This is a genomic window from Mesorhizobium caraganae (assembly GCF_016836705.1).
Lineage (GTDB): Bacteria > Pseudomonadota > Alphaproteobacteria > Rhizobiales > Rhizobiaceae > Mesorhizobium > Mesorhizobium caraganae.
This window is the reverse complement of record NZ_JAFCGY010000009.1, coordinates 29,980-55,461: the sequence shown is the minus strand read 5'-3', so window position 1 is coordinate 55,461 and position 25,482 is coordinate 29,980. Positions and strand designations below refer to the sequence as shown.

General features: G+C 62.7%; 19 protein-coding genes and 1 pseudogene. 11 read left to right on the top strand and 9 right to left on the bottom strand.

The window, feature by feature from the left end:
* Positions 1 to 48: 48 nt before the first annotated feature.
* Positions 49 to 837 (bottom strand): MipA/OmpV family protein, encoded by a 789-nt coding sequence (locus JQK88_RS17760; protein ID WP_376740430.1) that lies wholly within the window; start codon positions 835 to 837, stop codon positions 49 to 51.
* 213 nt (positions 838 to 1,050) lie between these two features.
* Between JQK88_RS17760 and JQK88_RS17755 the strand changes: the two genes are divergently transcribed.
* On the top strand, positions 1,051 to 1,605 hold the full coding sequence (locus tag JQK88_RS17755) for an HdeD family acid-resistance protein (RefSeq protein ID WP_192252845.1): 555 nt from the start codon (positions 1,051 to 1,053) through the stop codon (positions 1,603 to 1,605).
* A gap of 12 nt (positions 1,606 to 1,617) precedes the next feature.
* Here JQK88_RS17755 and JQK88_RS17750 read toward each other — a convergent pair whose 3' ends face one another.
* On the bottom strand, positions 1,618 to 2,601 hold the full coding sequence (locus JQK88_RS17750; RefSeq protein ID WP_203278970.1) for a bifunctional riboflavin kinase/FAD synthetase: 984 nt from the start codon (positions 2,599 to 2,601) through the stop codon (positions 1,618 to 1,620).
* 10 nt (positions 2,602 to 2,611) lie between these two features.
* Positions 2,612 to 3,472, bottom strand: coding sequence for a TIGR01459 family HAD-type hydrolase (locus JQK88_RS17745; protein ID WP_192252839.1), 861 nt, complete (start codon positions 3,470 to 3,472; stop codon positions 2,612 to 2,614).
* A 341-nt stretch (positions 3,473 to 3,813) separates the two neighbouring features.
* On the opposite strand from JQK88_RS17745, the gene JQK88_RS17740 reads away from it, so the two are divergent.
* From JQK88_RS17740 to JQK88_RS17730, 3 genes are all read left to right on the top strand, one after another.
* Entirely contained in the window at positions 3,814 to 5,724 is a 1,911-nt protein-coding gene (locus JQK88_RS17740) for a pilus assembly protein TadG-related protein (protein WP_203278969.1), read from the top strand.
* Positions 5,725 to 5,921: 197 nt separating this feature from the next.
* Positions 5,922 to 7,883, top strand: a complete 1,962-nt coding sequence (locus tag JQK88_RS17735; RefSeq protein WP_203278968.1) for a pilus assembly protein — start codon at positions 5,922 to 5,924, stop codon at positions 7,881 to 7,883.
* A 281-nt stretch (positions 7,884 to 8,164) separates the two neighbouring features.
* On the top strand, positions 8,165 to 8,797 hold the full coding sequence (locus tag JQK88_RS17730; RefSeq protein WP_023742986.1) for a LysE family translocator: 633 nt from the start codon (positions 8,165 to 8,167) through the stop codon (positions 8,795 to 8,797).
* Positions 8,798 to 8,864: 67 nt separating this feature from the next.
* On the opposite strand, the gene JQK88_RS17725 is transcribed toward JQK88_RS17730, so the two are convergent.
* Complete coding sequence (locus JQK88_RS17725) at positions 8,865 to 9,689, bottom strand: DUF2189 domain-containing protein (protein WP_192252830.1); 825 nt, start codon at positions 9,687 to 9,689, stop codon at positions 8,865 to 8,867.
* Between the two features lie 184 nt (positions 9,690 to 9,873).
* On the opposite strand from JQK88_RS17725, the gene JQK88_RS17720 reads away from it, so the two are divergent.
* The 3 genes and pseudogenes from JQK88_RS17720 to JQK88_RS37480 all read left to right on the top strand — a co-directional run bounded on the left by JQK88_RS17720 (position 9,874) and on the right by JQK88_RS37480 (position 12,589).
* Entirely contained in the window at positions 9,874 to 10,392 is a 519-nt protein-coding gene (locus JQK88_RS17720) for a CAP domain-containing protein (RefSeq protein ID WP_192252827.1), read from the top strand.
* Positions 10,393 to 10,575: 183 nt separating this feature from the next.
* Positions 10,576 to 12,003 (top strand): annotated as a pseudogene (locus JQK88_RS17715) (PAS domain-containing protein); the annotation flags it as partial.
* Positions 11,903 to 12,589: an EAL domain-containing protein gene (locus JQK88_RS37480; RefSeq protein WP_376740431.1), complete on the top strand. Its 687-nt coding sequence runs from the start codon at positions 11,903 to 11,905 to the stop codon at positions 12,587 to 12,589. The pseudogene JQK88_RS17715 and the gene JQK88_RS37480, both read left to right, overlap by 101 nt.
* Positions 12,590 to 12,695: 106 nt before the next feature.
* On the opposite strand, the gene JQK88_RS17710 is transcribed toward JQK88_RS37480, so the two are convergent.
* The 5 genes from JQK88_RS17710 to JQK88_RS17690 all read right to left on the bottom strand — a co-directional run bounded on the left by JQK88_RS17710 (position 12,696) and on the right by JQK88_RS17690 (position 21,035).
* Positions 12,696 to 15,383 carry an EAL domain-containing protein gene (locus JQK88_RS17710; protein WP_203278966.1) on the bottom strand — a complete coding sequence of 896 codons (2,688 nt, stop codon included), beginning with the start codon at positions 15,381 to 15,383 and terminating at the stop codon, positions 12,696 to 12,698.
* Positions 15,384 to 15,679: 296 nt separating this feature from the next.
* On the bottom strand, positions 15,680 to 17,215 hold the full coding sequence (locus JQK88_RS17705) for a DHA2 family efflux MFS transporter permease subunit (RefSeq protein ID WP_203278965.1): 1,536 nt from the start codon (positions 17,213 to 17,215) through the stop codon (positions 15,680 to 15,682).
* 344 nt (positions 17,216 to 17,559) lie between these two features.
* Positions 17,560 to 18,753, bottom strand: coding sequence for an HlyD family secretion protein (locus JQK88_RS17700; RefSeq protein ID WP_192252812.1), 1,194 nt, complete (start codon positions 18,751 to 18,753; stop codon positions 17,560 to 17,562).
* Positions 18,750 to 19,220 (bottom strand): MarR family winged helix-turn-helix transcriptional regulator, encoded by a 471-nt coding sequence (locus JQK88_RS17695; RefSeq protein WP_192252809.1) that lies wholly within the window; start codon positions 19,218 to 19,220, stop codon positions 18,750 to 18,752. The genes JQK88_RS17700 and JQK88_RS17695 overlap by 4 nt, the downstream gene beginning before the upstream one ends.
* A gap of 471 nt (positions 19,221 to 19,691) precedes the next feature.
* Positions 19,692 to 21,035 (bottom strand): aminotransferase-like domain-containing protein, encoded by a 1,344-nt coding sequence (locus tag JQK88_RS17690; protein WP_203278964.1) that lies wholly within the window; start codon positions 21,033 to 21,035, stop codon positions 19,692 to 19,694.
* Between the two features lie 224 nt (positions 21,036 to 21,259).
* Here JQK88_RS17690 and JQK88_RS17685 point away from each other — a divergent pair, with 224 nt between their 5' ends.
* The 4 genes from JQK88_RS17685 (at position 21,260) to JQK88_RS17670 (ending at position 25,479) form a co-directional block, all read left to right on the top strand.
* The gene (locus JQK88_RS17685; RefSeq protein WP_192252803.1) at positions 21,260 to 21,466 is read left to right on the top strand and encodes a DUF1127 domain-containing protein; all 207 of its coding nucleotides are present in this window, start codon (positions 21,260 to 21,262) and stop codon (positions 21,464 to 21,466) included.
* A 42-nt stretch (positions 21,467 to 21,508) separates the two neighbouring features.
* Positions 21,509 to 22,411, top strand: a complete 903-nt coding sequence (locus tag JQK88_RS17680; protein ID WP_192252800.1) for a TSUP family transporter — start codon at positions 21,509 to 21,511, stop codon at positions 22,409 to 22,411.
* Positions 22,412 to 22,774: 363 nt separating this feature from the next.
* On the top strand, positions 22,775 to 23,908 hold the full coding sequence (locus JQK88_RS17675; RefSeq protein ID WP_203278963.1) for an efflux RND transporter periplasmic adaptor subunit: 1,134 nt from the start codon (positions 22,775 to 22,777) through the stop codon (positions 23,906 to 23,908).
* On the top strand, positions 23,905 to 25,479 hold the full coding sequence (locus tag JQK88_RS17670; protein ID WP_192252796.1) for an FAD-dependent monooxygenase: 1,575 nt from the start codon (positions 23,905 to 23,907) through the stop codon (positions 25,477 to 25,479). Before JQK88_RS17675 ends, JQK88_RS17670 begins: the two co-directional genes overlap by 4 nt.
* Positions 25,480 to 25,482 lie beyond the last annotated feature (3 nt).

Here is a 25,482-nt window from a genome sequence, read left to right as displayed (position 1 = left end):
GCTGGGCTTTTAGCCGAAGCCACGGCAGGAATAAAGCGCGGAAATCGCCTACATTGAAAAGTTGAAACGGTAGGTGGTCGAGACACCGACGGTGAACTGGTCACGCTGGCCGCGCTCCTTGACCAGGCTGGAATCGGCGGCCGGCCCCATCAGGCGGGAATATTCGCCGAACAGGCTGGCGGTCATCGGCTCCGTCACCTTCCAGGTGATGGCGCCGCCGAGACCGGTCGATTTCAGGCCGCCGCCGGGATGGTATTCGCTGAGGCCCGAGGCCGCGGCCTCCTTGGCGTTGACGCCGTAATAGGAGTCGAAATAGCCCGACGAGGCGAACGACACGCGCGGGCCGCCCGAAATCCTGACCGTCGGCGTCACATCGTAAAACGCATCGGCGGCGATGTCGGCAACAAAGCCGTCATGGGCACGGATGCCGTGGCGCAGTTCGGCGCGGGCGCGCAGCCAGTCCGTCGGGTAGAATTCGAAGAAACCGCCGACCTCGCCGCCCCAGCGCACCGGGTCGAGGCCTTTCAGCTCATCCTTGCTGCTGCGCGAAAACAGGAACTTTCCAGTCAGGCCGGCGCGGACGCCGCCGTCGTCGACCAATGCCAGCGAAATGTTGTCATTGCGCGAGGCGAAGCGGGCGGCGGGGCCGACCTTGCCCAATGAGATGATCGGCGTGGCGCTGAGCAGAAGACTGTTGGAGCCCTCGAATTTCGGCGCGACCATGCCGGTTGCGCCAAGCGTCAGATACCAGTCGCCGTGGAACCAGCCGAAGGTCCCCTCGCCTGCGTTTGCTACCGTCGGCGCACCCAGCATGATAACCGCCACAATCGCAGACATTTTCCTGACCGGACTCATGGTCACTCCACTAACACAACACAGCCGCGCCCCGGCCACAGCTTTGACGGCCGTTTGGTAAAATTTGATTTAAGTCCGAGACAGAGATCGCGGTTGTCCGCAGTCGCTAGACGGGTGCCGACGCCGGGACTAACCTCAGGGACGGCGACAAGCCAGGCGATCTTTGATGCAAAGTGACTTTGAGGAGATGCGGCTATGACCCTGCACGGCGACACCCTGAAAGACGCGATCGGCCGGACACGAGACAAATGGGGGTGGTTCGTCGCGCTCGGCGTGCTGCTGCTCATTTTCGGCGGCATTGCCTTCGGCAATCTGTTCATCGCCACCGTCGCCTCGGTCTATGTCGTGGGATGGCTGATGCTGATGGCCGGCATCATCGAGATAATTCATGCCTTCGGCGTGAAGACCTGGAGCCGCTTCTTCTATTGGCTGCTCAGCGGCCTGCTCTATGCCGTTGCCGGCTTCTTCGCCTTCGACAATCCGCTGCTGGCATCGACGGTGCTGACCTTGCTGCTGGCGGTGGCGCTGGTCGCCTCAGGCGCGCTCAGGGCCTGGGTCGGCTACAGCCACCGGCCCGAAAATGGCTGGGGCTGGGTCGTCGCGGCGGGCCTGATCAGCGTGCTGGCGGGCCTGACCATCGCCATGGGCTGGCCCGTCAACAGCCTGTGGGTGCTCGGGCTGTTCCTGGCCATCGACCTGATCTTCCAGGGCTGGAGCTTCATCGCCCTCGGACTGGCCTTGAAGAGGTAGGCAGCCGGACGCTCAAAAAGCGATCGCGCTGTCCAGGTCTGAAAGTGGCCTGACGCCGGCCAGCAGCGCGCGCGCCTCCGCCTCGTCGCGCTTGATCTGCGCCACCAGCGCGTCGAGCCCGTCGAACTTCACCTCGGGGCGCAGGAAGCCGAAGAACGAGACTTCGCAAATCTCGCCATAGAGATCGCCGGAAAAGTCGAAGACGAAGGTTTCGAGCAGCGGCGCGCCATTGTCGTCGACGGTCGGGCGGCGGCCGAAGCTGGCCACGCCGTCATAAAGCGTTCCATCGGCGCGGCGGAAGCGGACGGCATAAATCCCTTCCTTCAGTTCAGCTTCCGCAGAAAGCCTCATGTTGGCTGTCGGGAAGCCGAGCGTGCGGCCGAGCCGCTGGCCGCCGATGACTTCGCTTTCGACGGTGAAGCGGTAGCCGAGCAGGCCAGCGGCCTCCGCGGCTTCGCCCTCGCACAACAATGCGCGGATGCGGCTCGACGACACCACCTCGGCGCCTTCGTCGCGAAAAGCGTCGACCAAAGTGACGCCGAAACCGTGGCGCTCGCCTGCCGCCATCAGAAAGGCCGGGCCGCCTTGCCGGTCCTTGCCGAAGTGGAAATCGAAGCCGGTGACGGCATGGGTGATGCCGAGGTTCCTTTCCAGCACATCGGTCACGAAAGCCTCGGCCGACAGGCCGGCAAAGGCGCGCGTGAATGGCTGTTCGACGAGTGCTGCAAAGCCCAGATGCGACAAAAGCCGCGCCTTCATCGGCGGCGGCGTCAACACGAACAGCGGCATATCGGGCCTGAACACCTGGCGCGGATGCGGCTCGAAGGTCAGCACCAGCGCCGGCACGCCGCGCCGCCTTGCTTCGGCAAGCGCGCGTTCGAGCACGGCCTGGTGGCCACGATGAACGCCGTCGAAATTGCCGATCGCCACCACGCCGCCACGCAAGTGCGCCGGCAGCGGCGCGGTCGCGGAAATATGTTCGAAGGCTGCGCTCATGGAAGCGACCCTACTGCAGTCTCGGAATGACGGCGACCGGCCGGTAGCCGTGCTTTTGCAGAAAGGCTGCAAGCCTGGCGGGGTCCGGCTGCATAGGATCGCCATAGTCGCGCGCGTGAATGCCGCCCGACACGTAAAGCACGTCGATGCCATTGTCGGCGGCGCCCTTGACGTCGGTCATCATGCCGTCGCCGATGGCCAGCACCTCCGAGCGCTCGACGTCACGGCCAAGAAGCAAGGCGATCTCCCGCATTGCTGCGTCATAGACCGGCGCATAGGGTTTTCCGGCAATCAGCGTGCGGCCGCCGAGCTGGGCATAGTCGCGGGCCAATGCCCCGGCGCACCAGATCATGCGCTCGCCGCGCTCGACCACGATGTCGGGGTTGGCGCAGACGAAAGGCAGGTTCCTGGCCCGCAGCCGGCGCAGCAGTTCGGCGTAATCCTCAGGTGTTTCCACCTCGTCGTCGAACAGGCCGGTGCAGACGACGCCGGAGGCTTCGAACTCCTCGACGAGATCGACGTCGAGGCCGTCATAGAGGGTGAAGTCGCGGTCGGCGCCGATATGGAAGATTTTTCGCGGGCCTTCGGCGATGAGGTCGCGGGTCACATCGCCCGAGGTGACGACACGGTCGTAGGCAGCGGCGGGGACGCCGATCGCATTCATCTGCGCCACCACATCGGCATTGCGGCGTGGTGAATTGGTGATAAGGACAACCGGAACCTTCGCAGAACGCGCAGCGGCAAGCGCCTCGGCGGCCGCCGGGAAATGCCATTCGCCATTGTGGATCACGCCCCAGACATCGCACAGGATGGCCGAGTAGGCTCCCGACAAATCCCCGAGCGAGCCGATGATGTCAGGCGAATCCGCCATGCCGTTTTCCTGATGTGACGATCGTTGCGAGAGCTGCAGCCGACGGTCCGCCGCAACCGGCCCCGCATTAACCGAAGCGTTTCATCCTGTCACCAGCTTTCGGCGTTTTCGACGCCGTCGCGCCACGGGCTGATGGCGATTGCATCTCGATTCAAGCGCCCCTTCCCCAAGCTTCGGTCGATCGAAAAATGTTGCTTCGCCGATCACCAGGGCCGAGTGGTTAACGAGCCGTGACATGATGGGCCGATCTTGAACGCATTTCAGCAACCTGAAATTTAACGATTTGTGGGCATCTTCGCGCCGATTTTCGATATTTGGATCCTGGCAGGGGTGCTGAAGGCATGATCCGCAGATTTCTACGCGACAGACGCGGAAATTATGCCTTGATGACGGTGATAACCTTGGTGCCCTTGATGGGCGCCCTGGCACTCGCCATCGACTACACCGAACTGATCCGCCAGCGCCAGGACACGCTGAACGCGCTCGACGCCGCGGGCATCGCCACTGCCCAGCAGATCGTTTCCGGCGCGACCGACGATGCGGTCAAGGCCTATGCCAAGGACTTCTTCGAGGCCAATCTCGGCCACGTCCAAGCGGCCAATACGGCGTTGACCGTGACATTGCCCAACAACAACGCCGGCGGCGGCACGCTGAAACTTCAGGCGACGCTGACGTTCAAGCCATACTTTCTGCCAGTCGCGGCCTGGATGCTTGGCAAATCGTCGAGCGACACCGATGTCCATATGACCGCCACCTCGGAAGTTCGTCTCAAGAACACGCTTGAAGTTGCCTTGGTGCTCGATAATTCCGGCTCGATGAGCATCAACGGCTCTGGCACCGGGCAAGAGCGGATAGAACTGCTCAAGGACGCGGCGACCGAACTTGTGAACACGCTGGCCAACCAGGCCCAGCAGATGAAGCAGGCCACCAAGCCGGTGCAGTTCGCCCTCGTTCCATTTTCGGCTTCGGTCAATGTCGGTGTCCCGCCCCCCTCGGCTCCAATGCCGACGTGGATGGACACGACCGGCATTTCACCGATCCATCATGAGAACTTCGATTGGTCAACAATGACATCAGCAGCCAATCCAAACAAATATATCGAAAAAGTAGGCAGCATGTACTACCAGCGCGGTACGGGCTGGGGCGCGGACCAAGACAAGCCGATGACGCGCTTCAGCCTCTATCGAGACATGATGGCCCAGACCTGTACGAAAATGAACTCGAACGGTACTTGCCAGACTTCTGTGGTCGCCCCGTATGAAGCCTGGAAGGGCTGTGTGGAAGCAAGGCCGTACCCCTACAATGACGACGACACGACGCCGACCACAGGAACGCCCGCCACCCTGTTCGTGCCGATGTTCGCGCCGGACGAAGCCGGCAACTTCTGGCGCGACACCAATGGTGACGGCAACAACGACGTCAACAGTACATCCTGGGGTTACCCGAACAACTGGTGGGTCGATTCGTCCGACTTGTTGACGAAAGCTGCCCCGCGCCAGAAAGACATGCGCAAATACTTTATGGTCAAACCCTGGAACGCACGAGTCGCGGCTGCCGATGATGGTCCCAACGCAGCGTGCACGACCGGTCCGATCACCCCACTACAGGACATAACCACCACCGCCGGCAAGAAGGCCATTACCGACGCGATTCAAGCCATGGTGCCGACCGGCAATACCAATGTTCCGGAAGGCCTTGCCTGGGGCTGGCGAACGGTCTCGAGCAAAGAGCCCTTCACGGGAGGTCGGCCAGAGACTGAGAGAGGCAACGACAAAGTGGTCATCGTGCTGACCGACGGCGCCAATACCTATAGCATTGGCCCTACCAACGACATGACCGCCAACTATGCCAACAACGGATCGACCTACGCCGCTTACGGTTACACCGGCCCGAAGGTGGGCGAAACCGCGACCCGCATGTTCGTAAACACGAGCGTCGCCAAGACCACTTATACCGCGGCCAATTACACCGCCGCGCTGGACCAGCAGATGCAAACGCTCTGCTCCAACGCGAAGGCCGGCAACATTCTCGTCATGACCGTTTCTCTCGACTTGGTTGACACGAAGCCTGCGGAAAAGAGTGCAATGGACGCGCTGAAGAAATGCTCCTCGGATTCGCGTTTCCGCAAGGATAAGACCGACCCGACGGGCAAGACCCCCGCCAAGCTCTACTGGAACGCGACCGGTGCCACTCTGTCGCAGAGTTTCAAGGAAATTGCCGACGAATTGTCCAACCTGCGCATCGTCGGCTGACCGGCGCAAGTCTTTGGCGCCCCATCTCCGGTGGGGCGTTTCTGCGAGCAGCGATCATCCACCCGCCGGCCCCCATTTGGTTAGCGCTTGGTGAAGCGCTCAGCGCACAATCGAGCGGTTTCCCAAACCCGTCCTTCAGCGTTTTGTGAAAGTGTGGCGGCATTGAAGAATCCGCAGGCGGGGGCCGCTTACATCACATGCGCAAATTCTGGCGTGACTTCTGGCGCGACCGGCGCGGCAATTATGCTCTCATGACCGTTCTGGCCATGGTGCCGCTGATGGGCGGCGTGGCGATGGCGGTCGACTTCAGCGGCATGGTCAGCGAGAAGCAGAAGGTGGTCAACGCGCTCGACGCCGCCAACTTCGCCACAGCGCGCCGGCTGGTGGAAGGCGCCACCGACGACCAATTGCGGGCCTATGCGCTCGACTTCTTCAAGGCAAACCTCAACGACGTCGATCCCGCCAACACGACGCTTGACGTCACGCTGCCCAGCAGCACCGCCGGCGGCGGCATCGTAAAGCTTTGCGCAAGCCTGGTCTACAAGCCCTATTTCCTGCCGGCAGCTTCGATGTTGATCGGCAAGACGTCAGGCGACATCGACTACTCCGTGTGCTCGCAGGTGCGGTTGAAGAACACGCTGGAAGTGGCCATGGTGCTCGACAATTCGGGCTCGATGTCGAACAACGGCACCGGCTCCGGACAAAAGCGCATCGACCTTCTCAAGCAGGCCGCAAAGCAGTTGGTCGACACGCTCGCCTCGCAGGCGGCGATGATCAAGCAGATCGACAAGCCGGTGCAGTTCAGCCTGGTGCCGTTCGCCGCATCGGTCAATGTCGGCGCCAGCAACGACAATGCGTCATGGATCGACGCCTATGGGCTGTCGCCCATCCATAATGAGAACTTCGACTGGTCGACGCTGAACGCCGCTGACAAATATGCCCAGAAGATCGGTGGCATCTGGTACAAGAAAGGCACCGGCTGGGGTGAGCAGGAGGGACAGATGCTGACCCGCTTCTCGCTTTACCGTGACATGAAGGTGGTCACCAGCCACGAACGAATCGTCGGCAGCAAACGCGTGGTCTGCGACAAATACCGTGCCAATCATACATGCTCGGACAGCCACGACGAATACGACTACACCGACACATACGGACCGTTCGCCAGTTGGCAGGGCTGCGTCGAAGTCCGTCCCTATCCCTATAATGTCAACGACGCGCCGGCCTCTGGCGGACCGAACAACACCGGCACCGGCGTCGGCGACCCCGCGACCATGTTCGTGCCGATGTTTGCGCCAGACGAGCCGGGCAACCACTGGTATATCACGCAGGATCCGGATGAGCCGAAGCCGGTGACCTATGGCGCGGTCAACAGTTGGTGGAACGACGATCCGTCGAGCACCACCGGCAAGACCAGACAGTCCAACATGGCCAAGTATTTCCAGCCGCGGCCGATCAATGCGCCGGTGCTGTCGAAAGGCGCCGGGCCTAATTACAGCTGCACCACGACGCCGATCACGCCGCTGACCGATGTCACCAACGCCGACGGGCTGGCCAAGATCAAGGCTGCGATCGACCTGATGGCACCCAACGGCAACACCAATGTGCCGGAAGGCATGGCGTGGGGCTGGCGCACCGTCTCCAGCACCGAGCCCTTCACCGAGGGACGCCCGGAGACCGAGCGCGGCAACGATAAGGTGGTCATCGTGCTTACCGACGGCGAGAACACCTATTCGGTGCCCAACAGCGATCCCGCCGGCAACAAGTCGACCTATGCCGGCTATGGCTATACCGGCGTCGGCTACAACGGCACCGCGGTCACCCGCCTGTTCGGCGGCACGTCGAGCGCCATCGGCCAGCTCAACTATTCGTCGAGCAACTACACCGCCGCGCTCAACGAGCAGATGGCGACGTTGTGCAACAACGCCAAGGCGGCCAACATCATGGTGATGACGGTGGCGCTCGACATGTCGACGACCGATGCCGGCGACAAGAGCGCGATGGACGCGCTGAAGACGTGTTCGTCCGACTCACGCTTCCGCAAGGATCCAACCGACCCGAGCAAGCCTGCGAAACTGTTCTGGAATGCGACGGGCGCCACGCTGTCGGACAATTTCAAGGAAATCGCCAACGAACTGTCGAACCTGCGCGTGGTGAGCTGAGGCAGAAGCTGCTCATCTCCCCTCGAGGGGAGATGTCGCCAAAGGCGACAGAGGGGGTCGGTTCGACGGGACGCGACCCCCCTTCGTCGACAGACGAGGCTGGCTCTCCACGCGAGACGACCCCCTCTGGCCTGCCGGCCATCTCCCCCTCAAGGAGGGAGATCAACAGCGTCGCAGCCCTCGCCAATTTTCGACGCTGGCGCAAAGGCTCCCGCCATCATGCCCTTGCGGTGAGTCAGAGCGCATGGTGAGTATCGTCACCGATTCCCGGAGACATACCCGTGCCCGAAACCGCCAACCATCTCGCCTTCGCGCTGGTCTGCCTTGGCATGGTGCTGACGCCCGGGCCGAACATGATCTACTTGATCTCGCGCTCACTGTCGCAGGGCCCGAAGGCCGGGCTGATCTCGCTCGGCGGCGTGGCGGTCGGCTTTTTGTTCTATGTCGTATCGGCTGCGCTGGGCATCACCGCACTGCTGCTTGCCGTGCCGTTCGCCTATGACGCGCTGCGTATTGCCGGCGCGCTCTATCTGTTGTGGCTCGCCTGGCAAGCGGTGCGGCCCGGCGGGCGCTCGCCGTTCCAGGTGCGCGAACTGCCGAAGGACAGGCCGCGCAAGCTGTTCGCCATGGGCCTGATGACCAATCTCCTCAACCCCAAGGTGGCGGTGCTCTATCTGTCGCTGCTGCCGCAGTTCATCTCGCTGGGCAAGGGCCATGTGCTGTCGCAGCTTCTGGTGCTCGGCGCCACGCAGATTTCAATCAGCCTGACCGTCAATGCGATCATCGCGGTGACGGCCGGTTCAATCGCTACCTTCCTCGCCGGGCGGCCGCTATGGATGGTCATCCAGCGCTGGATGATGGGCACGGTGCTTGCAGCGCTGGCGCTGAAAATGGCAACCGACGCCCAACGCTAGGGTGCGTTGCCATCCGGGTGATGTCGGCCTGACCTGGATATCAAAGCACGCTATGGCTGGGTGAATGCTACATCGGTCGCCGTGTCTGCTGCGCGCGCTCCGGCTCCACCACCTTGCGATAGAGGTGCCAGGTGGCATGGCCAAGCACCGGCATGACGACAGCGAGCCCGGCAAACAGCGGGATCGAGCCGATCACCAGCAACACTGCGACGAGCAGCCCCCACAGCAGCATCTGCAGCGGATTTGCCATCACCGCGCGCGCCGAGGTCTCGATCGCCGATACGGCGCCGACGTCGCGGTCGAGCAGCAGCGGAAAGGCAACCACCGTCGTCGCCAGCACGATCACGGCGAAGACGAAACCGGCGGCATTGCCGAACAGGATCAGCGTCCAGCCCTTGCTGGTCGTCAGCACCTCGCTCAGAAATCCGGCGATCGAAGCCGGCGGCTGATCGCCGAACAGGCTGGTGTAGATCGACTGTGCGGTGAACATCCACAACAGGAACAGCACCATCAGCATGGCGCCGATGACCGCGATCGACGGCAGCGCCGGCGAGCGGCGCACGTCGAGCGCATGCCACCAGGAGGTGTTCATGCCGAGTTCGCGCCGGCGGCTGATCTCGTAGAGACCAATTGCCGCGAACGGGCCGACCAGGGCGAAGCCCGACATCAGCGGATAGACCAGCTGGATAGCGTTGGAGCCGGAGGTCCACCGCGTCAGGATCAGGCCGACGACGGGATAGATCAGGCAGAGGAACACGTAATGCGAAGGCTTGGCCCAGAAATCGTCGAAACCGAGCTTGAGCGCATCCCAGAGGTCCGCGGTGGTGATATGGCGCACCGTGGGCTGCACATGCATACCGTGCGCGTCCGCCATGACATGAAAGCCGGCCATAACCTTCCTCCCTTATGTCGGGGCGGTCACCGCCTGGATGGCCGCCCGCAGCTGCCACATATACCTGTGGCAGCATAGCCGATTTGCCAGGGGTTGTCCTCGCGGGGATGGCATTTCGCCGGTCCTCACGCGATTTTCATCGCCCTGCCCGGCAAAAGACATGATCACCGGTATCAGAGGTCGCATGAGCATAGCGACCATCGAAGCCGACCAGCCCCAGATCAATTTCGAACGACGCACGCTGCTAAAGGCCGCCGGCCTTGCCGCGCTGGCCGGGCTTGCCGCCTGCAGCACCGTTTCTCTGCCGACCGGCGAAGGCGCCGGCGTGTCTTCCTCCGCCACGGCCACTTTGGCTGGCATCCGCGCCTCGGCCGGGCTCGGCCCGCTGGCGCCGGATGCGCAGCTCGAACAGGCAGCGCTCCAGCAGGCCGGCTACATGGCCCAGCGCGGCCGCATGAGCCACACCACCGGCTGGGGCAAGGATTTCGCCTCGCGCGCCAGGGACAATGGCATAGCGGGCGCCGCCGGCGAAAACATCGCCGAGGGCCGGTTCGACCAGCGGAAACTGTTCGACATCTGGATGCATTCGGCTGGCCATCGCCACAACATGCTCGACCCGGATTTCTCCCGCTTCGGCCTCGCCTATGTGCGCGACGGCCGCGACTCCAGCCTGCGCTACTGGAGCCTGGTGCTCGGCAAATAAAGGTCTTCAGGCAAACGGTTCAGGGTTTCGCTATTTGGTCGTCACCTTGAACCAATATCAAAGACACGCTTCGGCAGCTTATAAACGCGTCATCATCGGCTGCGGCGGTTGCTTTTAAGACATTGCTAATTGCTTAATAGGATTGATTAGCTGGTATGCTAAGCAACCGTCTGGCTGGTCAGAATGCGCTATCATCGCTGGCGAGAGAACGCCTTCCTTGGTCGGTCAGATTTTCTTTTCTCGAAGGTGCCGCATATCGTTGCCGGCATTTATGCGCTGGTCAGCGCGGTATGGATTGCGTTCAGCGATAGGGTTCTGGTCAGCCTGGCCGGGGGCTACAGCCAGTATCAGCACCTGCAGACGTACAAGGGATGGCTCTTCGTTTCCGTTTCGGCGCTGGTAATGCTTCAGTTCCTCCAAAGCGCGTGGAAAGCTATCTTTGCCGCCTATGAAACCGCGCTCGAAAGCGAGCGCCGTCTTGAACTGGCGCTGGCCAGTGCGGATGGCGGCGTCTGGGAACTGAACCTGGCTGAAGGTCAGGAGACGATTGCTTTTGTCTCTCCGCAACTCACCGCTCGACTGGGACTTACATCCACTCAGCGGCTTACCATGGACGAGTTGCTGCGCAGAAGGCATCCCGATGACGTCGAACGAGTCGACCAGACCTTTGAGGATTTCATCAAGTCTGGCGGCACGCGTTCGTACGATGATCGCTATAGGGTGCGAGCAAACGACGGATCCTTCCGCTGGGTGCATTCACGCGGAAACATTGTCTCCGATAAGGACGGCATCGCCCGACGGATGGTCGGCGTCTCCCTGGACATTACCGGACAGATGGAGACCGAAGAGCGCGTCCGACAGCTTCTGCGCTATGACCCTCTGACCGGCTTGGCAAAGCCGCAGAAGTTTCTTTCGGATATTGATGACGCGCTGGCCAAGATGAGTCCCGGCGGCATGCTTGGAATTGTGCAGGTAAAGCTGCTCGACTTGGACAAACTCATCGGCGACTCGGAGACCCTGGAGGACGCAACGATCATTCGGATCGTCGGCGATCGTCTGCAGGCGCTGGCGGAAGCCGGCTTCATCGCGTGTCGCGTTTCAACGGACATTTTCGCAGTCGCCACACCTGCAATGAAGACCCCAGAAGCAGTCCAAAACTCGACACGACAAATTCTGAGCGTCTTTTCGAAGCCACTGCAAGTGGACGACAGATGCGTGCGACTTCGTTTTCAGATGGGCGGTGCGCTCTCTCGGCAGGACGGCGACAATGCGCACATTCTTCTGCGCAACAGCGGCCATGCCCTCGGTAAGGCCGACCGTACCACCGACGCCGGCATTCGATGGTTCACCGAAGGACTGGACACCGAATCGCGGAAGCGAAACGATCGTCTGCGAGATCTCGCCAGTGCTGTGCCCAATGGCGAGATTGAGTGTTATTTTCAACCCATTGTCGACCTCGCGACAGGCCAAACAGCCGGGTTTGAAGCGCTGGCACGTTGGCATAGAAGGGATGAGGGGCTGGTGCCTCCTGATCAGTTTATCGGCGCCGAGGAGTTCGGTCTCATATCGGAAATCGGAGAAGAGGTTCTCAAGCAGGCATGCCATGCCGCGGCACAAGTGGCATGCGGGTTCGGAACAGGCGCCGTTCGTGGCGGTCAATGTCTCACCCATTCAACTCGACGACCCTGTTTTCCCCGCCGTCGTTGCGCGCGTTCTTGCCGAAAGCGGGTTGTCTCCCAACCGACTGGAACTGGAGATCACGGAGAGTGCCCTGTCAAGCAACCCCACGGTGGCGGCGCAACGACTTGCGGCCTTGAGGCAGCTGGGTATTTCGATTGCGATCGACGATTTCGGCACCGGATACTCGTCCCTGGCGCTCTTGAGTAGATTTCCCTTCACTCGGTTGAAGATTGACGGGTCCTTCGTCGCCGGCTACGGCCAGCGGCATGAGGCCACAACCATTGTCGACATGATCATTGATCTTTGTCGACACCTCGATCTGTCTATCACCGCCGAAGGAGTGGAATCGAGCAGGCAAGCCGAACTGCTTTCCGCCAAGGGCGTTGCCCTCGCGCAAGGCTATCGATTCAGCCGTGCTGTCCCAGTTGAGAACGTGCAGGCTCTTCTTCGTAGAAGATGGCGGGTCCAAATGGCGCTTCCAGCGCGCGATCGGCAACTTCTCGCCTATAAGAGCTGAAAAATAGCGGCGAGAGTGCACGCCGAGTTAGAGCGAGAAGCGGTTGGCCTGCCAGGCGGTACGGCCTGCCATGCCCAATCCATATGCGCTCAGGCGCACCGTGCCCTCATTCCTTGCGCGCGCCGCCGAGCAATTTCGCGATCTCGGGCGCGGAAATGGGTTTGCTGAAATAATTGCCCTGCATTTCGTCGCAATTGTTCTTGCGCAGGAAGGCAACCTGGTCATCCGTCTCGACGCCTTCGGCAAGGACCCTCAGGTTCAGCTTTTGACCCAATGAGATGACGGCACTGGTAACCGCCTGATCGTTCTCGTCGGTCGCGAGGTCGTCGATAAAGGACTTGTCGATCTTCAGCCGCTGCACAGGAAAGGTCTTGAGCGCGCTGAGGCTGGAATAGCCGGTTCCGAAATCGTCGATCGATATCTGCACGCCGAGCCCTTGCAGCCCGTTCATCGTTGCGACCGCCAACTCGAAATCCTGCATGATCAGGCTTTCGGTCACCTCGAGCTCGAGATACCTGGCCTCCAGGCCACTTTCCTTCAATGCGTTGACGACGCGGTCGATCAGATTCTTCTCCCTGAACTGCCGCGCCGACACGTTGACGCAGACGGTGACGGGCGGCAGACCGGCACGCTGCCAGGCTTTGTTTTGCCGGCAGGCTTCGTGCAGGATCCAGTCGCCGATCGGCACGATCAGCCCGGTCTCCTCGGCGGTCGGGATGAACATCATCGGCGACACCAGGCCTCGCGCGGGGTGGTTCCAGCGTACCAACGCTTCGACGGCCAGGATCAGACCCGACCGCAGATCGACCTGCGGCTGGTAGAGCAGCGCGAATTCCGAACGGGCGAGCGCGTTTCGCAATTCCCCCTGAAGCAGGAATTTTTCGTGTGCGCTTGAGTTGAACTCGGGGGCATAGAACTGGAAATTGTCGCGGCCGAATTCCTTGGCGCGAGACTTGGCGGCATCGGCATTGGCCAACAGCTTGTCGGGGCTCGTCCCGTCCTTCGGGTAATTTGCGATGCCGATGCTGGCCGTTAATCGCAGGCGGTGCTCGGCGACAGGAACCGGCTCGGCAATCGCATCCCTGATCGTCTGCAGGGTTTCCGAAATGACATCGACATTGGTGGGTTGATCGAACAGGACGATGACAAATTCGTCGCCGCCAACCCGCACGACGGTGTCAGTCGCCTTCACGCATCCAACCAAACGGCTCGCGACAGTCTTGAGCAGTTCGTCGCCGGCATTGTGGCCCAACGTATCGTTCACCAGTTTGAAATTGTCGAGATCGATGAACACCACCGCCACCCAGCGATTGTATCGCTGCGCGTAGAGGACCGCCTGGGAAAGCCGATCTTCCAGCAAAGCGCGATTGGGCAGCCCGGTCAGCGCGTCATGGTTGGCCATGAAGTGGATCTGGTCTTCAGCCCGTTTGCGCTCGATCGCGATACCGGCAATGTGGGTGGTGAATTCGATCAGGCGAGTCTCGGCCTCGGTCGGCTCGCGCACGCTCATCGAATACATGGCAAAGACGCCCAGCACGACGCCCTGATGCGACAGGATCGGGGTCGACCAGCACGAACGGTAGCCATAGGGCGCCGCGAGTTCGCGGTAATCCTCCCAGAGCGGATCCTGCAGGATGTCGGCGACGACGACCGGCTCGCGCCGGTAGGCGGCGGTTCCGCACGACCCTGTCTTGGGGCCGATGGCAGATCCATCGATGGCGCTCATATAGGCTTTGGCCAGGCTCGGCGCCGCACCGTGCCGCAAATGGATGCCATCCTTGTCGAGCAGCAGGACGGAACCGAATATCCCCTTCAGTTGGGACTCGACCAGCCGCATGAGGCTGTCGAGCACGTTCTCGAGCGGAGCGCTCGTCGCAATCATCTCCAGGATGTTTGCCTGTCCGCTGCGCAGGACATCGGCCTGCTTGCGGGCCGTAATGTCGCGGGCGATGCCGACCAGACCGAAAATTTCGTTTTGAGCATTGCGCAACGGCACCTTGGTCGAGGAGAACCATTTTACGGTGCCCGACGCATCGACGACAAACTCCTCCGCATCGATCAAGGGTTGTCCGCTTTCGAGCACCGACTGTTCGACTTGCCGGAACCTCTGCGCAACTTCCGGGGGATGGATATCGAAATCGGTCAAGCCGATCATGTCGGCGGTCTTGTCGCGGCCACTGTCAGTCGCAAGTGCGCTGTTGACGACGACGAAGCGGCTTTGCGTGTCCTTGACCCAGAGATAATTGGGCACCCAGTCGATCAGCGCCTGCAACGAGATGCGCTCGTCGACGATCTGTCGACTGGCGGCAAGATCGGTAATGTCCTCATGTGTAGCTACCCAGCTGCCGTCGGGCATCGGCTGGTTGTAAATCTGGATGGCCCGGCCGTCGGCGAGTTTGGCGGTCCAGGTCCTTGGAGCCTTGCCGGAATTGACCGATCTGGCCATCGCCAGATAGGCGTCGGTGGCCAGCGCCGCCGTGCCGGCGGCGCTGCGGCGCTCGACGATTTCGCTCAGCGTCAGACCGGGCCGCAACTGCTCGGGTGCGAGGCGGTAGATTTCCGCATAACGGCGATTGCTCAGGATCAGCCGCTCATCGCGGTCGAAAAAGCAGATGCCTTGCGAAATGTTTTCGAGCACCGTCTCGAAGCGCAGCGCCTGTGCTTCGAGTGTCGTGATCGTCGCCCGGAGGTCACGCTCCAGCGACTCATAGGAAACATCGGCCAGTTTTGCCAACGCGGCCAAGCCGACAGGCTGAGTCGTTTCCGCGGATTTCCTGGATGATTTCGTAGCCAAACAGACCTTCTCCCAGCTGGGTCTGAAGGAACGCAACGATCATTTATGTGCCATGCGACAGTCTGTTGATAGTGTTAGATATGTACTAACAGCATACAAGCCGAACCGAAATCAGACGAGAGGGTTTCTGGTTACCTGAAACTTAAACGCCATTTCCAAATCACCATCGCAGCTACAGAATCGACATTCTTGGATATCTGGAGAGTTTTGCGATCATCCCGGCAACCGTCCGACCTTGCATATTCGCAGGCGCCCGCGACAACGTCATCTGATATCGACAAATATCGACGCGCGTCTCAATCCATATGTGCCGCCGGCGCGGCGCCGGCAGCCGGGGCCGTTTTCGGCTTGCGCAGCAGAAACACAAACGGGATGGCAATCAGCGTCATCATCATCAGTATTTTGAAGTCGTTGACGTAGGAGATCATCATCGACTGGATGTTGACCATGCGATCCATCTGCGAAAGCGCCATCGGGTCGCCACCAGCTGCCGCCGGGGAGAGCGCCCACAGATTTGGGTTGAACGGGTTGATGAAGGCCGACAGCTCGGTGTGATTGACCTGCGTGTTGCGCACCAGGAGAACCGTCACCACCGACACACCGATCGAGGAACCCAGATTGCGCACCAGGCTGAACAGCGCCGTGGCGTCGGTGCGGAAGCGCACGTCGAGCGTGGCGAAGGCCACCGTCGACAACGGCACGAACACCATGCCCATGCCCAGCCCCTGGATGACGCCGGAGCTGAGGATCAGCCAATTGTCCATCTGCGGTGTAAAGCCGGCCATGGTGTAGAGCGACTGGGCCGTGAGCAGAAAGCCGATGACGACGAGAATCCTGGCGTCGATCTTGCTCATGAGCCGCCCGACGACAAGCATCGAAATCATCGTGCCGACACCGCGCGGCCCCAAGACGATACCGATAGTGATGGTCGGATAGCCGAAGATGGTCGACAGCATCGGCGGCAACAGCGACATCGAAGCCAGGATCAGCACGCCCATGACGAAGATGAACGCCAGCCCGGTGACGAAATTTTGGTCGAGGAAAATCTTGGGGTCGATGAAAGGACGTTCCGCCGTCACCGTGTGAATGATGAACACCCAGAATCCGGTGATCGAAAGAGCAAGCTCGATCCAGATTTCGACCGAGGAAAACCAGTCGACCTCGCCGCCGCGGTCGAGCAGCAGCTGCAGCGCGCCGACGCCGAGCGAGATCATGGCGAAACCGAAGAAATCGAAGCTGCGCACCCGCCGGGCAACGACCGGCAGATAGGCGGCCATGCCGAGAAAGGCGATGATGCCGACCGGCAAGTTAATGAAGAACACCCAGCGCCAGTTGAAATTCTCGGTCAGCCAGCCGCCCAGCGTCGGGCCCAGGATCGGCCCCAGCATGATGCCGGCGCCCCAGATGGCCATCGCCTGGCCGTGGCGTTCCCTGGGATTGATATCGAGCAGGAAGGTCTGCGACAGCGGCACGATGGCAGCGCCGAACACGCCCTGCATCAGCCGGAAGAACACTATGCTCTCCAGGCTCCAGGCGATGCCGCACAGCATCGAGAACACGGTGAAGCCGACCACCGCCGCCAGGAACAGTTCCTTGCGGCCGAAGCGGTCGGCCAGCCAGCCGGTGACCGGCGTCATGATGGCGGCGGCAACGATGTAGGAGGTCAACACCCAGTTGATGTTGTCGGGCGAGGCGCCGAGATCACCGGTCATGGTCGGCAGCGCGACATTGGCGATGGTCGTGTCGAGCGCCTGCATGATCGTCGCCAGCATCAACGCCACGGTGATCAGGCCGCGATGCGGCACTTCCTTGAACGGCTCTGGCGTGCTCATGATACGGAACTTCCGACAGGTAACAAAAACGTGTACACTAGGCTTCCGGGCGGCGAGGCCTTCTCTGGTGAAGAGACCCTCATCGCGGTGGGACGCGATCTATCGATGTGGGGGTTACATCGACCGAACGTCTCAACACATCAGGCGCTTGCCGCCCGGAAATCCAAGGACCGAAGGATCAGCGTCGAGATGGCCAGGCGCTGGTCAGGCCGCGATGCGGCCCGGTCCAACCCCACCCGTCGCGCAACCTGCCATCGGACCAATCCTGTCATCTCATCTCGCCTGAGCGAGCATTCCCTGCCCGGCCGTGATCCTGCTTTTCAGGATCACGGTCCATTCACAGTCTATTGTGCCTCGCCCGCGGTGGCGTGGCCGAAGATGGCCGGCAACCCGCGGGCAACGCCGGTGTCCACCGTAACCGAGGCGCTCATGCCGGTGCGCAACGCCATCTTGGCATCGGCATCGGTGAGTTCCAGGCGCACGGGAATGCGCTGGGTGACCTTGACCCAGTTGCCGGTGGCATTCTGGGCCGGCAACAGCGAAAACTCCGCGCCAGTGCCGGCGCCGATTGCCTTGACGGTGGCTTCGAACGTGCGGCCCGGATAGGTGTCGACCACGATCTCGGCCTTCTGGCCGGTTTTCATGTGGGTAAGCTGGGTTTCCTTAAAATTGGCATCGATCCAGGTGTCGCCGGTCTCGACCAGCGCAAACAAAGGCGTGCCGGAACCGACATACTGACCGACCTTGAAAGACGAGGCCTGGCTGACGACGCCGTCAGCCGGCGCCTTGACCGTGGTCTGCGCCAGATCGTAGGCGGCCTTGTCGCGCGCGGCGAGTGCGGCCATCACCGTCGGGTGCTTGTCGGTCTCGATATCGGGATTGCCGGCGAGAGCGGCCTTGGCGCTGATGATGCCCTGCTCAGCCACCGCCAGCTGCTGCCTGGCCTTGTCGAGATCGTTCTTGGCCTGATCCAGCGAGGATTTGGCGTTGATGCCCTTCTGGGCAAGGTCGGCCGCGCGGTCATACTGCGACTGCGCGTAGTCGACTTCGCTGGCGTCGGACTTCTCCTGCGCCATCGCCTGGCTGTAGGCAGCGCGCAACTGTTCGATGCCGACGCGTGCGACCGCAACCGCCGCATCGGCCTGGGCCAACGCGATCCGGTAGGGCTCGGGATCGATGGCAAACAGCACATCACCTTGCTTGACCAGCTGGTTGTCTGAAATGTCGACCTGAACGATGCGCCCGGCCGTATCCGAGGCGATCGACACCTTGGCCTGCTGCAAATTGGCGTTCTCGGTCTCCTGATAGCGGCCGCCGGTCACCCAGACATAGCCGCCGCCAATGGCCAGTGCCGCCGGCAGGACGACCATTAGAAGCAAGCGGCCGAGGCGGCGCGGCTTTTTCGGAGTGGGAGCGGGCTGCGCGGACGGAGCCACCGCGACCGGCGCGGCGGTCGGCTGGACCGGCGCTTCGGCGGCCGGTTGTGCCGGCGTTTCGAGCTTGGTCACATTCTCGTCTATCTTGGCTGCCGCGTTCATGACGCTGCCCCTTCCGTACTCTTCAAGGACGACGTCTCACCGTCCGCAAGGTTTTGCACAATGGTGTCCAACGCCCGGATCAGGACGCGGCGATCTTCCGGCGAAACGCCGACCAGCGATTCCTCATAGACCTCGCCGGCAAGGCTTTTGACATTGGCATAGGCCGCATTAGCCTTGTCGGTCGGGAAGATCATGCGCACGCGCCGGTCGGTTGCGTCAGGTCGACGTTCGATCCAGCCGCCCTCCTCCATGCGGTCGACCAAGCGCGAGACGCTGATCGGCTCGATTTCGAGCAGTTCGGCAAGCCGCGCCTGAGCGACGCCCGCTTCCTTGGCAACGCGGACCAGAAGCCGCCATTGCGCCGAGGACAGACCAAGCCCGCTGGCGCGCGCCTCGAAGCGCTTGCGCATCAGGCGCTGCACGTCGTGGATCAAAAAGCCCAGCCTATCTATGCCGTCGGAAACCATGAGCGGTATATATTATAAGCGTGCTTACCATTCAAGGTGCCGCATTGCGCCAGAGCTGCCAAACAGGGAAGCCACGCCGCTCGTCAGGCGGCAAAGGTGCCTATTTCCCCAAAACCGTGTTCCGCTCTTCCCAAGAACGGATCCTGCTTTGCCTCTAAGGCAGGCCCTCAATGGTCGTCGCCACGCGTGGAGCGATTCAGGCCAAAGCGGTTAAGTGAGCGGAGCAGACCAATGCAACCCTTGAACTATGCGATCGTCGGCGCCGGCATAGGCGGCATTGCGGCCGCGCGGCTCGGATCTGTTCACTAGCGATCTCGGCTGGGTCGAGGGCGCGGTTGCGAGCGCCGAAAGTGCGGCGACCTTTTTGGCCCGCGAATCCATGCGGGTCTGCAAGGCAGACATTACGGCGGCCGCATGCTGAGCAGCGGCTTCGCCATCTGATCCCAGGCGCCAGCGCGAGCCGCCCCGTACCTACTCCACGAAAGCAAAATCCTGCTCGCTCGCATGCAGTATGCCGGCCAGCGTGCGCAGGGCCTCCTCGAGCCGCTCGATCGGCGGCGCGGCAAGCGCCAGCCGCACGGCGTTCGGTGCATGTCCCGGAGTCACGGCGAAGGCACTGGACGGTGTGATCGCGATGCCGCGGCGCGCGGCGACGGCGACGAAGGCCTGTGATCGCCAGTGTTCCGGCAGGCTGAGCCACAGATGATAGGCGCGCGGGTCGGCGTGCACCTCGAAGCCTGAGAGGCAGTCGGCGGCGAGACGCTGGCGGCGCTTGGCATCCTCGCGCTTGGCTGCGACCAGCTCGCTGACAACGCCATCGGCGATCAGCCGCTGCGCGGCGTTGAAGGCGAAACCACCGGCGCCCCAGCCGCCCGAGCGGATCGAAGCCATGACGCTTTCCCTGAGTCGCGGCGGCGCGCTGACGAAGCCCAGCGTCAGCCCCGGCGCGACGCGCTTCGACAGGCTGTCCAGCACCACGCCATGGTCCGGCGCCAGCGCCGCCAGTGGCGCCTCGTCGGCGAGGAACCCGTAGATCGCATCCTCGATTATGACGAGGTCCAGGGTCTCGGCGAGGCGGGCCAGCTCTTCCCGCCGGCTGGCTGGCATGGTGACGCCGAGCGGGTTGTGCAGGACCGGCTGCACGTAAAGCGCCGACAGCCGCGCCTCGCGATCCGCCTTCTCGACGGCATCTGGGCGCACCCCGTGCTCATCCATGGCCAGCGGCACCAAGATGACGCCGAGCCGCGCCGCAATGCCTTTGACCAGCGGATAGGTCACCGCCTCGACGCCGCAGCGCGCGCCGGTCGGAACCAGGGTGGCGATCGCCGTGGCAATTGCCTGGCGACCGCCGCCGGTGAAGGCGAGCCCATCGGCGCGCGGCGACCAGCCGCCTCGCGTGAGGAAACGGGCACTGAGCTCACGCGCCGCCGGCGTGCCGCCGCTGGTCGCCGGCCTCAGTGCCATCTGCAAGGTGTCGGCATCGGAAAGTCCGGCGAGGCTCTTCGCCATCAGCTGCGATTGCCCCGGCAGGATGGGGAAATTGAACTCCAGGTCGACACGGGCCTCGCCAGGATCAGTGGTCGCCGCGGCGCCGCGGCGCGATTGCCCCGAGACGTAGGTACCGCGACCAACCTCTCCGACGACGAGGCCGCGCTTCAGCAACTCGGTATAAACGCGGCTCGCGGTCGATGCGGCGATGCCGCGCTGATAGGCGAAGCTGCGCTGCGGTGGCAGCCGCTCGCCCGCTTTCAGACGGCCTTCCGCAATGTCCAGGGCGACGCCGTCCGCAAGCTTCAGATATTCGTTTACCGACATAATTGCACCGAGAGCAATGTTTCTATTGCACCGAGACAATTAGCATGCGATTTCCATAGTCGCAATACAAACATTGCACCGAGGTCGAGATAACTCGAAGCCAGATGCAGTGCAAAACCCCTTGATGAACCGGCCGCGGCGGCGGCCAATGGGCGTCGTGCCAGCGGCACGCGCAACCCCCGCGCTCGTTCTGATGGCGGCGCCGATACCAAAGGAGAAAGGACATGACCCAGATCGTTCGGACCACCACCGCAAGGCACGCTCCGCTGCACCGGCTCGCGCAGTCGATAGGGTGCAGCCTCGGAGCAATTCGTCACGAGATGCGAGCGCGCAAGGCAATGCGCGCGCTTCGGGAACTCGACGATCACATGCTGACCGACATGGGCCTGGTGCGCAGCGAGATCGCCCTCGCCGTGCGCGAGGGCCGCTAGTCAGACCAATTCCAAACCGCTTGAGGACCCTGCGAGGTCGCCATGATCACCCTCATCTTTGCCGCCGAGCTTGCCGCCGCCGTGCTCGCAACATCGTTCATTTCTGGCATCTTCGGCATGGCCGGCGGCATGATCCTCATCGCGGTGCTGATGGCGATCATGCCATTGACGGTGGCGATGGTGTTGCACGGCATCACCCAGCTCACCGCCAACAGCTGGCGGGCATGGCTCTGGTGGAGCGCGATCCGGTGGCGCATCGCAGCCTGCTATGCCGGAGGCGCGCTCACTGCCGCGCTGCTGCTTGCGGCAGTCGAACTGGTGCCGAGCAAGCCGGGCGCGCTGATCACGCTGGCGCTGCTCTCCTTTGCGGGGCTCTGCGTGCCGCGCACCATTGCGCCCGACATCCGCAAGAGCGTCCACGGTGTCTGCTGCGGCTTCCTCTGCACAGCGCTGCAGCTCACCGCCGGGGTTTCCGGGCCGGTCCTCGACGTCTTCTTCGTCCGCTCGGGTCTCGACCGGCGACAGACAGTGGCGACCAAGGCAGCCATCCAGGCGCTCGGGCACTTCCTCAAGGTCGTCTATTTCGGTCAACTGCTCGTGGCCGGAACCGACGTCCTGGCGCCCACGGCGGTGGCCCTGGCGATCACGCTGGCGGCCATCGGAACGCAGCTCTCTCGGCGCGCCCTCGATGCCATCAGCGACACGCATTTCATGCGTTGGAGCCGTTGGCTGATCGTTGCCACCGCCGCCACCTGCCTGATCCAGGGCATTGCCCAGCTTGGCGCCGATCTCGGGCCGCTCGCGACGCCGGCGCAAGCTCAGACCGGTCGCGACGACCAGACCGCAGCACCGGCGCCCGCCGGCGAACACCGGCCTCGGTCGCTCCAGACATCCGACCTCAATCCCCGCACCTGCGGCGCACGGACCCTTACTCGGTCCGCCTGAAACAGCGCCGGGCACGACAAGAAGGACAACGGAAATGAACCTTGGAAAGCAATCGAGCCGACGGGCTGCCGCCTGGCTCGCCTTTCAGGCAGCGGCAAAGCTGAGCTAAACGTCCGACGTGCGAAACAGCGCTGAGTTGGCAAATACTGCCCCGGAATGAAGCGAACTGCTTTTCGCTTAAACATCAGAAAATTTTCAGAAACCGATCGGGATTTCGGCGACCAAAAAACCGATTGAGAACGTGCTGGTGAAACGAGCCGACCGACCGAACGTTTTCAGGCAGGACGCGCCCCTTCTCCAGCCAGGATCATTGCCGGCTGCCGCGCCGTCCTGGCGCTGGCTGCAACATGGACAGGAGACGAAATGACTGCCGTACCTCGTAACAGATTGAAGCGTGGCCTCCTTGGCGTATCGGTCGCGGCCCTGGCCTGCGCTGGCGCCGTCACCTGGCACGCCGCCCAGGGCGAGGCCGCCAACGCAAAGCCGGAGGCGCCCGAAGCGAAGCTGGTCAAGGCCGTGAGGGTCAAGCCGGCGCCACAGGCCGACAGCCGCATCGCCATCGGCGAGATCCGCCCGCGTCGCGAAAGCGATCTCGGCTTTCGCATCTCCGGCAAGCTGGTGAAGCGCTTTGTGTCGGTCGGCCAGAGCGTCCGCAAGGGTGACATCCTCGCCCGTATCGACGACCAGGATTGCCGCAACCGGCTGCGCAGCGCCGAGGCCGATGTCGCGGCCGCACAGGCGGTGCTGGTCGAGGCCAGCGCCGGCGAGAGCCGTATCGGCGCGCTGCTGCGCAAAGGCTATGCGACGCGCGCCAATTACGATGCGACCTTGAAGAACTTGCGCTCGGCGCAGGCCAAGCTGGACTCTGCCAGGATCGGCTACGAGATGGCCAAGGATCAGCTCGCCTATACCGAACTGCATGCCGATTTCGACGGCGTGGTGACGGCGACCGGCGCCGAGGAAGGCCAGCTCGTCAATGTCGGACAGATGCTGGCGCGCATTGCCGATCCGCAGGCTCGCGACGCCGTGTTCTCGATCGCTGAGGCGGTGTTCTCCGATGAACACAGGTCCGGACAGCCGCCGGAGATCACAGTCTCGCTGCTCAGCAAACCGGCGATTTCGACCACCGGCATCGTGCGCGAAATATCGCCGGTGGCCGATGCCGCGACCCGCACTTTTCAAGTCAAGGTCGCGCTGCAAAATCCACCTGATGAAATGCGCTTCGGCTCCAGCGTTGCCGGCCGCGTAAACGAGGCCGGTGCGCCGGTCGTGGTGCTGCCGGGAAGCGCGCTGTTCGACAAGGATGGCGAGCCGGCGGTGTGGGTCGTGAGCGCCTCATCGGCCGTCGAGCTGAAGAGCGTCGTCATCGCCCGCTACGAGACCGACCGCGTCGTCGTCAGCGACGGCCTTTCCGAAGGCGACATCGTCGTCACCGCCGGCGTCAACCGCTTGCGCGAGCATGAGAAAGTCCGCACTCTCCAGGGAGAAGCAAAATGAGCACGGCTCAAACAAAGGTCCTCATTGCCGGCGCCGGCCCCACCGGCCTGACGCTTGCGCTTTGGCTTACCCGTCTCGGCATTCCGGTCCGCCTCTTCGACAAGGATGCCGGCCCCGGCGAGACCTCGCGCGCGCTCGCCGTCCAGGCCCGCACGCTGGAATTCCATCGCCAGATCGGCATCGTCGATGACATGATCGCCGCAGGCGTGAAGATCGAACAGCTTACCGTGCACACGCCAGCCGGCGTTGCCGCAAAATTGCCGCTGGCCGATTTCGGCCGCGGCATCAGCCCTTACCCGTTCGCCTTCGCGCTGCCGCAGGACATCCACGAGCGCATCCTGATCGTGCATCTGGAGCGCGCCGGCGTCCAGGTCGAGCGCGACACCGAGCTTGTCGCCTTCGAAGACAAGGGCAATTCGGTCATCGCCACCTTGCGCAAGAACGGCACGGACGAGATCGTCAGCGCGGCCTATCTCGCGGGCTGTGACGGCGCCCGCAGCGCGGTGCGCCACGGGCTCGGCATCGGCTTTCCCGGCGGCACTTACGAACAGGCCTTCTACGTCGCCGATGTCGATGGGCGCGGCGACGTCACCCGCAACGGCATGGACACCGTCATCAGCGCCTATGGCTTTGCGATCGTCATGCCGGTGCGGCAGTCGGGCTCGCTGCGCCTGATTGGCATCGTGCCGAAGGCGCATGAGGCCGAGGAGACGATCACCTTCGAGGCGATCCGCGCCGATATCGAGCGCGATACCGGCGTGACGATCGCCAAGGTCAACTGGTTCTCGACCTACCGCGTCCATCACCGCGTCGCCGACCGCTTCCGCGTCGGCCGCGTCTTCCTCGCCGGCGATGCCGGCCACATCCACAGCCCGGCCGGCGGCCAGGGCATGAACACCGGCATGGGCGACGCGGTCAACCTCGCCTGGAAGCTCGCCGCCGTGGTGCAGGGCCGCGCCGATCAGCGCCTGCTCAACAGCTACGAGCCGGAGCGCATTGCCTTTGCCCGCAAGCTGATCCACAGCACCGACCAGGCGTTTCGGGTCGCCACCAGCGGCTCGCGGCTGGTCGGCCTGTTCCGCCGCTATCTGATGCCGAAGATCCTGCGCTTGGGCCTCGGGACGACATTGGGGTCGCGCAGGTTTTTCGGACTGATTTCACAGACCCGCATTCAATACCGCGAAAGCGCGATCAGCAGCGGCAAGGCCGGCACGATCGAGGGCGGCGACCGCCTGCCTTATGTCCCGGCGGCGAACGGCGACAATTTCGAACCGCTGCGCTCGCTCGACTGGCAGGTGCATGTCTATGGCGAGGCCAATGGGGAATTTCGGGCGATGCTCGCCTCGACCGGTATTCCCGTCCATGTCTTCGCCTGGTCGGACATTGCGGAAGCCGCCGGCCTGCAGCGCGACGGCGCCTATCTGGTGAGACCGGACGGCCATGTCGCGCTGGCCTCGCCCGTCCAGGAGGCGGCGGCCTTCCAGCGCTATCTCGCCGGACTGGCGATCAAGCCGAGGCTCGCCGAGCGCGCGCCCTATCGTATCACGGGCACCATGCACAGCCTGGCCTAATTG